Consider the following 11651-nt stretch of genomic DNA (forward strand, 5'->3'; position numbering starts at 1 on the left):
CTCGATCCGCCCACGCCACAGGCTTAACGGCGCTTAACACAACAGATTCGAAGCAAGGCTGCTCGCGCGACAAGCAAATGCGTTTCGATTAGGCACCGGCACAACATCGATCGAACATCGTCGTTGCATCGCCATTCGAACGTCACGCTGCAAGCACATTGCCGTGGTCTTCATCGATCAATCTCAGTCCACGCAGATTCGTGCGCTGTGGGCGTCGCGCAGGAAGCGTCGGTGAGAAAATCTCCGGGTGCTTCCATTTTTACCGATCTCACCAACTCGAAAAACAGAGATTGGCCGATACGACAGACGCAGGCGGCACCGAACTCTCGCGTTTCAGAAAAGGCTCCGAAATACCGATGACTACCGCATCACCAGATCAGACGATCCTGTCGGCGAGCACCTTTGTCAGTTCCATCGGCGTCAATGTTCACGTTGGATATTCCTGGGGCGCCTACGACAACCTCGCCCTCGTCGAGGACAATCTCAAATATCTCGGGGTGACGAAACTGCGGGGCGGACTCGCCACGAGCCCGGAAGCGCAACCGATCGTCGAGGGACTTGCGAAGGACGGTTACAAATTCGACCTCGTGGTTCCGTCGGGCGTTCCGGCCGGCGGCGCGGCTGCGCTCCAGTCTTATTTGGAATCCGTCAAGGAGTTCGCGGCCAGCCATCCCGGCAGCGTCATCGCGCTGGAAGGCCTCAACGAGGTCAACATCCAGGGCTTCAGCTATAATGGGAGCTCGAGCGTCTCGGCCGCAGCGCAGTTCCAGGCTGTCTATTACAGCGCCATCAAGGCGGACGCCGCGCTCAAGGACATCCCCGTCTACAATTTGTCGATCGGCTATAATGACTCGGCCGACTACGCCAATCTCGGAAACATGTCGGGATCGACCGACTACGCCAACTCTCACGCCTATGTCAGCACCGGCCTGACACCCGAAACCGCCCTCGAGCAATTGCTCGGTAACGCCACGTCGGTCACCGGCGGCAAACCGGTCGTGATCACCGAGACCGGCTATACGACCAAGAGCGATACCCCGTATGTCGGCGCCAGCGAGAACGTACAGGCGAAATCGATCCTGAACACGCTGGTCGATGCCTACAAGGACGGCGTCAGCACCACCTATCTCTATCAACTGCTCGACGCCTCGGCGAGCAACGACCCTACGGATCCCGAATCGCACTGGGGCCTGTTCAACGCCGACGGAACCCCGAAGCTCGCGGCGACCGCGGTCCACAATCTGACGACGATCCTGGCCGACGACGGCAAGGGCGGCCACACGCCGACTGCCTCGCTGAACTATACGCTCGACAACATGCCGGCGAGCGGGAACAGCATGGTTCTCGGCAAGAGCAACGGCGCCTATGAGCTCGTGGTCTGGGCGGAACCCAAGGTCTGGAACGACGCCACCGACACCGAGATCGCGAATCCGACGATATCGGTTACCGTCAACCTGGGCAGCGTCCACCACCTGATCAACGTCTATGACCCGCTAAAGGGCAGCTCGCCGATCGCGACCTACACCGATGTCAGCCAGATCGTGGTTCCGATCACGGACCACCCGCTCATCATCGAGATCGACGCTCCCGCAGGAGGCGGCACTGCACCGCCCGCCGTGACCGACGTCAGCGGAACCGCCGCCGACATCGTATCGCAGATGTCCGACCTGAACGCCTCGGGTTCGCTTAAGACCATCACGCTCACCGACACCCACGTGCTTCCGGTCGCTTCCAATGCCACCATGGAGTACATGATCTCGCATTACGGGAAGGCGCTCGCAGCCATCCAGGGCGGCTACCAGTTCTCCGTCACCAACTCGACCGACACCTGGAGCGTGACCAGGGTCTACGACTCCTCCGCAAAGCTTCTGTCGACCAGCACGTCCAACTTCACCGACGGCGTCATCACCAGCAAGGTGACGCTCAATACCGACGGCTCGTCGGAGAACATCGCCTATACCGGCGGCAAGATGGTGCGTGACGTCACCGTCTCGGCGATCGGCGACAAGGACACCAAGACCTACGATACGAGCGGCAATCTCACCGCGGATCTCGTTCAGAACAAGGACGGCTCGTCCTCGAATACGCTCTATTCGAACGGCGTCAAGACCAAGGTCTACGTCACCAATGCCGACCGCACCCACGACAACTACTATTACAACATCACCGGTCAGTCCTATACCACCGAGCACGACCAGCTCGACGCGGGCGGGAGGCTTCTATCAGTCGTCCGGATGCATGCCGACGGCTCGATGGCCTACAGCCAGGTCTACAACAGCGACGGCAGCAAGGTTACGACCCAGTACGACGCCACTGGCCACAAGACCTCTGTCGTCACCGTGACATCGACGGCGACCAGCACCGATTTCTACACCACAGCCGGCGTTCTCAAGCAGACCGTCGTGCAGACGACCTCCGGCAACGTGACCACCACGAACTACAATGGTTCGCTGCTGGTGTCCGTCTACGTCGTCAACGCCGACGGCTCGAAGGACTCCAAGCTGTACGACGCCAAGGGCGTCATCGCGAGCGACGTGGTCCAGAACGCGGACGGCTCGTCGTCGACCACGCTCTATACGGCAGGCGTCAAGACCAAGGCCTACGTCACCAACGCGGACGGCAGCCGCGATAACTATTATTTCAACATCACCGGCCAGTCCTATACCGGCGAGCACGATCACCTCGACGCGAGCGGCAAGCTGCTGTCGGTCAGCCGCACCCATGCGGACGGCACCATGGCCTACAGCCAGGTGTTCAACAGCGACGGCAGCAAGGTCACGACCCAGTACGACTCGACCGGCCACAAGACCTCGGCCGTCACCATAACGTCGACGGCCACCACGACCAATTTCTATACCACCGCGGGCGCGCTCAAGCAGCAGGTCGTGCAGACGACCTCCGGCAACGTGACCACGACCAACTACAACGGCTCGCTGCTGGCGTCGGTCTACGTGGTCAACGCCGACGGGTCGAAGGAATCGAAGCTTTACGATTCCAACGGCCTCATCGCGAGCGACCTGATCCAGAACAAGGACGGCTCGTCCTCGAACACGCTCTACACGGCCGGCGTCAAGACCAAGGTCTATGGCACCAATGCCGACGGCAGCCACGACAACTACTATTACAACATCACCGGCCAGTCCTATACCAACGAGCACGACCACATCGATCCGAGCGGAAAGCTGCTTCTGGTCAGCCGTACCCATGCCGACGGCTCGATGGCCTATAGCCAGGTGGTCAACAGCGACGGCAGCAAGGTCACGACCCAGTACGATTCCACAGGCCACAAGATCTCGGTCATCACCGTCACGTCGTCGGGCACGACGACCGACATCTACGATGCATCGACCGGCGCATTGAAGCAGGAGATCTCCAAGACGAACTCCGGCGACACCACAACGACGAACTACAACGGCGCCAAGCTGGCGTCGGTCTACGTGGTCAACGCCGACGGGTCAAAGGACACCAAGCTGTACGATTCCAGCGGGATCATCGCCAGCGACCTGGTCCAGAACAAGGACGGTTCGTCCTCGAACACGGTCTACTCCGCCGGCGTCAAGACGAAGCTCTATGTCACCCATGCCGACGGCAGCCATGACAACACCTTCTACAACATCACGGGCCAGAGCTATACGACCGAGATCCAACACCTCACCGCCGCCGGCGCGCTTACGGCCCTGACCCGCCTTCATGCCGATGATTCGCTTGCCTACAAGCAGGTGATCAATAGCGACGGCAGCAAGGTCACCGACCTCTACGACAGCACCGGCCACAAGATGAGCGAGATCTTGAATGCCGCCGATGGATCGACCACGACGGACACGTACAATTCGTCGGGAGCTCTGGTCCAGGACGTTCACAAGACGGCGGGCGGCGACGTGACGACGACAAACTACGCGAACGGATTGAACTCGTCGATCTACGTCGTCAACGCCGACGGTTCCAAGGAAACGAAGCTGTTCGACGGCAGCGGCAGCCTCACCAGCGACTACGTGCTGAACAAGGACGGCTCCAACTCGACCACCGTGTTCACGTCGGGCGTCAAGACCGCGGTCTACGCCAATAACGCCGACGGCTCGCACGACAACACGATCTACAACATCACCGGCAAGAGCTACGTCACGGAGCAGCAGCACATCGACGCTGCGGGCAAGATGACCTCGATCATCCGTTCGCACGCGGACGGCACGCTCGACTACACGCAAGTGGTCAAGTCGGACGGCAGCAAAATCTCCGACGTCTACGACAGCACCGGGGTCAAGACGACCGAAACCATCAACAACGCCGATGGAACATCCGACGTCTTCAAGTTCAAGGTCGCCGGCCTGCCGGGCGCCGTCGAGCACGACAGCTACAATACCAGCGGCTCGCTGCTCTCGATCGACGTCCTCAACACCGATGGGACCCACGCCGTCACGGCGGTGACTGCGGGACTGACACTGGCGGGCGGCAGTGGCAACGATATCTTCTCCGCGGCGCCGGGCACGACCACCGTCATGTTCGACGGCGGCAACGACCAGATCAAGAGCTTCCACGCCGGAACCGCGGCGAACCACGACACGATCGAAATCCTGAAATCACTGGTGGCCGACTACAGCCACCTGCAGATTTCGCAATCAGGGTCCGACACGCTGATCCAGCTCACCTCGGCCGATTCCATCCTGTTGAAGAATGTGAATTCGACCACCCTGGATCACGGCAACTTCCTGTTCGTCTGATGCCGAACCAGCTGGCAGGTGCCCCCTGCCAGCTGAAATAGGAAGACGGGTGAAGCAACGTCAGTGCGGCCGCGCGGGTGTGGCCGCACCGATGAAGATGATATCCTCGGCCAGCAGCGGAAGCCGCCGCAGCAGCATCGACTTCAGCTTTCCGGCGCGCATGAAGGTGGCCATCTTCACCTCGACGGGCGCATAGCCGGCGTCGATTGCGACCTTGGCGATGGTGTAGGGCGTGAAGAAGAACCGGTGATCGCTGTTGATCGTCTCGACGTTCTTCAAGATGCCCTTGATGTTGCCACCCCTGAAGGCGTTCGGAACGGTGATCACGATCTGATCGACGACGTCGCCGTAATTCTCCCTGAAGCGCGACAGGAACGAGACCGGATTCGGAATGTGCTCGACGACTTCGCCAAACACGGCGATGTCGAACTTCCGGCCGGATATTGCCTCGATCTTCTGGCCGGACGTCACGTCGCCCGCGACCATGTTGTCGAGCCCGGAAATCCGCGACGCCTCCCGCACCGCATCCGCATCGATGTCGACGCCGACGGTGTATTCGGAACACTCGGTGATCAGGCCGTGCAGCCAGTCCCGGTTGTCGATCTTTCGTTTGATGAGCGGCAGATGATCACAGCATCCGACATGCAGGACTCGCTTGCCCCGACAGATGTCCACGAGGACGTCGCATCTGTATCTGACGTCGCCGTCGCCCCGATACTGCACGACGATGGTGTCTTTGAACTTCGAGCCGTCGAGATAGGGATAGACCTGCGAAAAATCGGTAATGATCGACGACATGGGCTTGCTTCCTGTGTCCGAGACGTTTCCAGACACAACTATACATGGCAAGCAATCAGAATTGTGACCGGGTTGAACCGGCGGACCAACCGCGGATCGCCGGAACCTCGCCGTCGGTTCGCGGCCGGTCAGGCGCGCAGGCGACCTGGTGCTTCGGAGCGCACGATCCGCGCAGGTGCTCCCGCGGCGACGGAATGCGGCGGGACGTCACGCGTCACGACCGCGTTGGCGGCAACGTTTGCTCCCGCACCAATCGAAGTCGGGCCAACGATCACGGCACCGGTGTAGATGACGGCGCCGTCGCCGATGGTCGGGCAACCCGGTTCATCCCAGGCACGCCGGCCGAGCGTGACGTTGTGATAAAGCATCACGGAACGACCGATCCGCGCCCCCTCGCCGATCACGACGCCGGTCGGATGCGGCAAGATCAGCCCTGGACCGATCTCCGCGAGAACCGAGATGTAGCAGCCGCGCCGCATTAGCGCCCGCACGAGCAGCCAGGTGATCTGATGTCCCCAGCGTGTCTGGAATCGCAGCATCCTGGCGATGCGCCAGGTCGTGATCACGGCAAAGCCCGGGCTCGTCAGCATGGCGACGAAAGCGGCACCAACACCGGACCTGCCGGTGTTTGCCATCAGGTCCTCGCGCCACGGAAATCCCGCCTGGGACTTGCCGCTCATTCCCTCAACTGATGACATCAAACGTTCTCTACTAACCTGCCGAGGAGACATTCGCCTGGATCGGCGGAACCGAGCCGCCGAGCAGCGACTGCATGCTGTTCCAGATACGACGCCTGAATATCACGTAGCTGCCAAGCACGATCAGCGCATAGACGGCCGTCGCCAACAGCCAATGTGACAGGCTTGCGACGTCTGCCTTCGTGGCGACGAGCGCACACAATGCGCCGAGCGCGGTGGCGACGGTGGCCGGCATCAGGGCGCCCAACAAAGAGGCATAGGAGATCGCGCAGTTGCGGGCTCCAATCATCAGCATCAGGACGCAAACGAGGATCGATACGATCAGGTACACGACCGCCACGGCCGTGAGCCCGAACGGCAACGCCACGACAAAGGCAAGGATCATGCTGGCACTGTTGGCGGTGCTCACCCAGAACTGAAGCCGGGCCTTGTTGTGAGCCAGCAGAATCGGCCCGGCATAGGCCGCAATCGACTGTGCCGCGCCTGCGGGCGCGAGGATGGCAATCAGCGGCAGGACTTCCTGCCAATGCGGCGAGAGGAACGTCGCAACGGGATATTTCAGCCCGAATGTCAGATAGATCATCGCCGGGAATGTGATCATCGCGGTCATGCCGAGCACCGCGCAGATCGCCGACCGGCGCCGTTCCTGTTCCCGTTCGCCGTTCATCCGGCTCAGGGTGGCCATCAGAACGCCGCCGCCCGGCCACGACAGGATCATCAGCGGAAGCGTCATGAACTGGAAGGCGAGACCGAACAGGCCGACCGCCGCCGCGCCCAGCTTGGCGCCGATCATGAGATTGCCGACGTTTCTCGCAGTGAAGTTGAGGACGTTCGAGGCCAGCACCCAACCGCCGAACGACAGCATCAGCGCGACGCCGCGCCATTTGAAGGACAGATGGATATGGCGCCTGGTGTTCACATAGAAGGCGACGGCGCGCACCGCCTGCATCAGGACATAGTATGCGATCAGCGCCCAGATCCCCCATCCGAGCAGGGCTCCGGCCACGCCCACCGTCGCGGAAGCTAGAGCCGCGCCGGCCTCGATCAAGGCGATGGTCTGATATTGCAGGGAGCGCTCCAGGACCGCGCGCGGCCCCATCGCGGAAATGGACAAGACGACCGAACCGGAGAGAGCAGCCAGCACGGACGGCAGCCCCTGCATGTCGACGGCAGCCCCCAGCGGTTTCGAGGCGGCGGCCAGCACCAGGGCACAACCAATCCCGATCGCGACCATCAGAGTCGTCGCCGCGCCGGCTTCCTCCCTGGTGAGCGACGTCCGCTGGATCATCGCGCTCGACAGCCCAAGGTCGGTCAGCATGGAGATGAAGGCGATGAAGGGCAGCGAAAACGCAACGAGCCCGAATTCCGTGGGCGTCACGAAATAGGTGATCAGCAGCGTGATGAGGAACTGAACGGCCGACTTCACGACGTTCACGCTCGACATCGAGAGCAGATTCTTGATGATCATGACATCTCTCGTACGTGATCCGGCTGAAACGATTGCGAAGGGATGCGCTCAGGCGACATAGCGAGCTTCACGGCGCACTCCGAACAACAGGCCCCGCAGCACCGGATCGAGCAAGCGGCGGAGTCTCACTTCGATCAGCTCGTAACTGACCGTTCCCGCTATCAGCGCGGCAATCAGGCCGAGGCCCGCGAACCCGGCCCAGAGGAGCCAGAGATTGACGCCATGCGCGGCCAGCTTCACTCCGATGACCTGCAACGGAAATAGCGCGAAAGGATGGACCAAATAGAGGCTATAGCTGATCTTTCCGAGGAACTGTAGGAATTTGCCGCTCAAAGCGGCGGCAATACCGGAGTCCGGAGCAAGGACCATTCCAAACAGCAGCGCGCCCGGCAGCAGCCCGACCAGCGGATGCGCATATTCGATCGACACGTACATCGCGATCCCGCAAAGGATGCCCGCCAGCAATCCGGGCCAGCCGACGACGCGGATTCGCAAATCGATCAGGCTGAACAACAGCCCGACCAGAAAGAACGCGGCGATCGGCCGAAAGGCAATGCCCGCGAGACCGAGCAGGATGAACGGCGCCGCCAGCAGCCAGTTCCTCCGCCGCACCAACATCACGAAGATCACCGCGAACAGAATGTAGAACGCCCATTCGTAGCTCAGTGTCCATGCATTCTGCTGGCCGATCGGCAATCCCAGCGCGTCCGGCAGGAACGCCAGATTGACGAAGAACAGCTTGAGATAGGTCGGCAGGTCGATCCCCTTGAAGAACTTGTAGCCAACCAGGGGGCCTGCCGTGAACAGGATCAGGTGCAGGATCACGAACACGGGCAGGATTCGCAGGGCGCGATCGAGAAAGAACTTCCCGACGCTGCGGTGACGCATCAGGCTCGCCGGAATCAGGAAGCCGCTGATCATGAAGAACAGCTCGACCCCGTGCCCGCCCATGTTGACCGTCGCTTCCAGCCACGGCCAGATCGGAGGCAGGAAGCCCGCCAGAAGCGGCATGTCCTGAAGATGGACGATCAGCACGGTGAGCGCGGCGACGCCGCGCAGCCCCTGGATCGCCTCCACGAAATTCTTGCTGTCTGCGCTCACCGCCGCGATCCGATATCAAGACGAAGGAAAGTTGCGGACCAGAGCCCGTGCTGCGCATTGCAGCTCATTGCATGCGGCAACATCGCGATCATGCCGGCCGAGAGACCAGATCGTCGACGTCAGGCGCGAGCGGCACCGCGTCCGCGACGGTCTCGTCACGTCTCTCTCGGGCGAAGACTTCGCTGAAGGCGACGCCGAGCATGATCAGGCCGCTTGCGGGACCATAGGCCAGAACCGTGATGGTGAAGAGGTTCATGGCGACCGCGAAAGACAGCTTGTAGATGTCCCTGGTCCTTGCGACCGCGAGGATGACCATGACCATGAACAACACGAAGATCGGCCCGAACATCAGGTAGGTGCCGAGGTAGAAATTATCCACCGGAACGTAATAGCTGAGCTTGTTCGAGAACAGCAGCTGCGGATAGTTGAAGCAACCGAGGCCGCAGCCGGTGAAGAAGCCGACCGGCATGAGCTCAGCCATGTAGACGAACGGCAACTGCCAGCTGTTGTTGACGCGGTCCTGCAGGCTGAACAGGCCGCGCGACATGCTGACAAGCCCGTTGCCGGAGAACAGGGCGATCAGCACCGCAGGCACGAGGATCGACAGGAACGAAAGCAGCGCCATGCGCCGGAGCATGGGAAACTTCTCACGCTCGGGAACGAGGCGAACGATGATCAGGCAAGCGATGTAGATCACCATCACGCCGAGCGAGGTCTTGTTCGTGGTCAATTTGATGGCGTAGAGACCGATGGGCGCCCAGAACAGGCACCACAGCAGGCTCCGGCGCACCGAGCTGATCGTGAACGAAATGAACACGAAGAATGCGGCCATCGTGCTGTCGGCGGCAAGTCCGGCGAGGCGCGTCTCGGACGCCGACCACCACAGCCGCGTCGCCTGCCGCGTCGTGCCGAAAGTCTCGTAGGCATATCCCACCCAAGGCAACTGCATGCGGGACGACAATATGATCCCGACGATCGTCAGGTAGAAGATCGGGTGAAGCCACCGCAGCAGTCGATCGTAGTCGCCGAAATTGCGCCCGCAGAAGCAGAAGCCGACGAACACCGGCGCGATCATCTTGAACGACGACATCATGCCGCTGAAATAGCCCAGGAACACGTATCCGAGGTAAAGCGCAAAGCAGATGTAGAACAGCGTGAGGATCGCGACGAGGTTACGTCCCATCAGGACGTAGCGCTGCACGAAGGCAAAAATGCAGACCAGCGCGAAAATGTCAGGCAGGAACCACAGCGGGCTGATCTTGAGAACGGCCAGATAATAGCGCAACGCGCCTGCGAGCGCATCGCGGTAGAAATAAAGCAAGAGCGCGATTGCCTCGAGACTGAAGAATGCACTGCCCTCCTGCTGGTGATGCCGGGGCAAGGCCACCGGATCGACCATGCGCCAGTCCGACCTCGGTAGAGCCGAAGAGCTGCTGGACATGCCCGTCACTCCGCCGCGACCACAGCGGGAACGGCGCGGCGATTGAAAAGCCGAAGCACGAACCGCGACCCCGGCATCTCGACCCAGAGGTAGGTGAGGTTGGAGAGCACGAGCACGGCGGCCACGAAGACGGCGAGCAGCAGCGAGGCTGCCAGTCCGGGAAGAATGTTGTCCACGATTTGCAGGCGCTCGGTGCCCACGCCACGCGCGAAGTACTGGATGAGGACAAGTATCAGCGCATGCGTCATGTAGATCGAATAGGAGCGCTTGCCCAGCCAGACCAGCGGACGGACGGACAGCAGCCTCGGCAGGAGCCGCTCCGGAAACGCCATCAGCGAGCCCAGCAGGGCGCCGAAAACGATCGGCGCCACGAAGCTGAGCCGTTCGTCGAAGCCGACGACTGAAACCAGCACGATGGCGACGACGGCCGCGCCGATCTGGCAGGCCGACTGAACGAAGGGGCTCACTGAACGACCTTTTCCCGAGACGAAACGAAGCGTGAGCACGCCGACGAAGAAGCCCAGGAAGCATCGGGTGAAGGCGTTGGTCTGGAAGTCGAGCGTTTCATTCTTGAGCACGAAGATAATGAGAGCCGCGCCCATCACGGCCAGCACGGCGCTGAAAACATAGACGAGCTTGATGTAGCCAAGGCGCTGCGACAGGACGACGACGGCGCCAAACACGAGATAGGTGTAGAACTCCGCGCTGATGCTCCAGCTCGGGCCGTTCCAGCTCAGATAGTCGAGCACGCCCATAGCATGGAGCAAGAACACATTCGCGACAAACGAGTACACATTGTTAACCTGGAGATCCGCCGTCTCGTTGGTCGAGAAGTGCAGCAGGTCCAGTTCGGTGAGCGTGAGCCGCATCAGCCGAAACGCCAGAAAGGCGAACAGCATGACGATGTGCAGCGGATAGATGCGTGCGATACGACGCAAGGTGAACGTTCGGAAGTCGAACCCGCTGAATTCGGACTGAACATAGCTCATCGAAATCACGATGCCGCTCAACACGAAGAACAAATCGACGAAGAGCCAGGAATTGTGAAAAAACGCGACGTCGATCCAGGCGCGATGAGGTAGCGCAGCGGCGAGCGGATCCGATCCGACGAAGTGATGGACGACCACGCAGAGGGCGGCGAGGCCACGAACGCTGTCCAGCGGAACGTAGTGCGCCTTTGTTTGATGAGCTAGCACTTGATAGAGGCTCTACGATTCGACCAAAGCGAAATGCTGCGGTGCAATATAATGCCTCCACCGGGTGGTTTATTCAACTGAAAAGAGCCGCGAAGCGCCGATCTCGACCAGGACAGTGCACGACAGATGCGGCAGCAAGACGCCGGTCGGCATCTTTGCTCCGACGACATGCTCATAGACTTCAATTCAGCTTTCGTGAGGCAACGGGCATTGCGTTTGGAACAGATCAGG

General features: G+C 60.9%; 7 protein-coding genes. 1 reads left to right on the forward strand and 6 read right to left on the reverse strand.

Annotation, left to right across the window (positions count from 1 at the left end; translation table 11 throughout):
- The first annotated feature begins 356 nt into the window (after positions 1 to 356).
- Positions 357 to 4718 (forward strand): hypothetical protein, encoded by a 4362-nt coding sequence (locus AB7531_RS35255; protein WP_063986644.1) that lies wholly within the window; start codon positions 357 to 359, stop codon positions 4716 to 4718.
- A 60-nt stretch (positions 4719 to 4778) separates the two neighbouring features.
- On the opposite strand, the gene AB7531_RS35260 is transcribed toward AB7531_RS35255, so the two are convergent.
- From AB7531_RS35260 to AB7531_RS35285, 6 genes are all read right to left on the reverse strand, one after another.
- Positions 4779 to 5516, reverse strand: coding sequence for a class I SAM-dependent methyltransferase (locus tag AB7531_RS35260; protein WP_063985219.1), 738 nt, complete (start codon positions 5514 to 5516; stop codon positions 4779 to 4781).
- A 128-nt stretch (positions 5517 to 5644) separates the two neighbouring features.
- Positions 5645 to 6196, reverse strand: coding sequence for a serine O-acetyltransferase (locus AB7531_RS35265; protein ID WP_063985220.1), 552 nt, complete (start codon positions 6194 to 6196; stop codon positions 5645 to 5647).
- Positions 6197 to 6227: 31 nt separating this feature from the next.
- Positions 6228 to 7682: a lipopolysaccharide biosynthesis protein gene (locus tag AB7531_RS35270; RefSeq protein ID WP_063985221.1), complete on the reverse strand. Its 1455-nt coding sequence runs from the start codon at positions 7680 to 7682 to the stop codon at positions 6228 to 6230.
- A 48-nt stretch (positions 7683 to 7730) separates the two neighbouring features.
- Entirely contained in the window at positions 7731 to 8783 is a 1053-nt protein-coding gene (locus AB7531_RS35275; protein ID WP_063985222.1) for an acyltransferase family protein, read from the reverse strand.
- 88 nt (positions 8784 to 8871) lie between these two features.
- Positions 8872 to 10224, reverse strand: a complete 1353-nt coding sequence (locus AB7531_RS35280) for a hypothetical protein (protein WP_028152415.1) — start codon at positions 10222 to 10224, stop codon at positions 8872 to 8874.
- A gap of 5 nt (positions 10225 to 10229) precedes the next feature.
- Positions 10230 to 11420 carry an acyltransferase family protein gene (locus AB7531_RS35285; protein ID WP_283018487.1) on the reverse strand — a complete coding sequence of 397 codons (1191 nt, stop codon included), beginning with the start codon at positions 11418 to 11420 and terminating at the stop codon, positions 10230 to 10232.
- Positions 11421 to 11651: the final 231 nt, after the last annotated feature.

This window comes from Bradyrhizobium sp. 63_E2_N1_3 (genome assembly GCF_052076005.1).
In the GTDB taxonomy this organism is placed as follows: Bacteria; Pseudomonadota; Alphaproteobacteria; order Rhizobiales; family Xanthobacteraceae; genus Bradyrhizobium; species Bradyrhizobium barranii.

Excerpts from the sequence above, each read along its gene's own strand:
- AB7531_RS35255 (WP_063986644.1), top strand. The coding sequence starts at position 357 with ATGACTACCGCATCACCAGATCAGACGATCCTGTCGGCGAGCACCTTT.
- AB7531_RS35260 (WP_063985219.1), bottom strand. The coding sequence starts at position 5,516 with ATGTCGTCGATCATTACCGATTTTTCGCAGGTCTATCCCTATCTCGAC.
- AB7531_RS35265 (WP_063985220.1), bottom strand. The coding sequence starts at position 6,196 with ATGAGCGGCAAGTCCCAGGCGGGATTTCCGTGGCGCGAGGACCTGATG.
- AB7531_RS35270 (WP_063985221.1), bottom strand. The coding sequence starts at position 7,682 with ATGATCATCAAGAATCTGCTCTCGATGTCGAGCGTGAACGTCGTGAAG.
- AB7531_RS35280 (WP_028152415.1), bottom strand. The coding sequence starts at position 10,224 with ATGTCCAGCAGCTCTTCGGCTCTACCGAGGTCGGACTGGCGCATGGTC.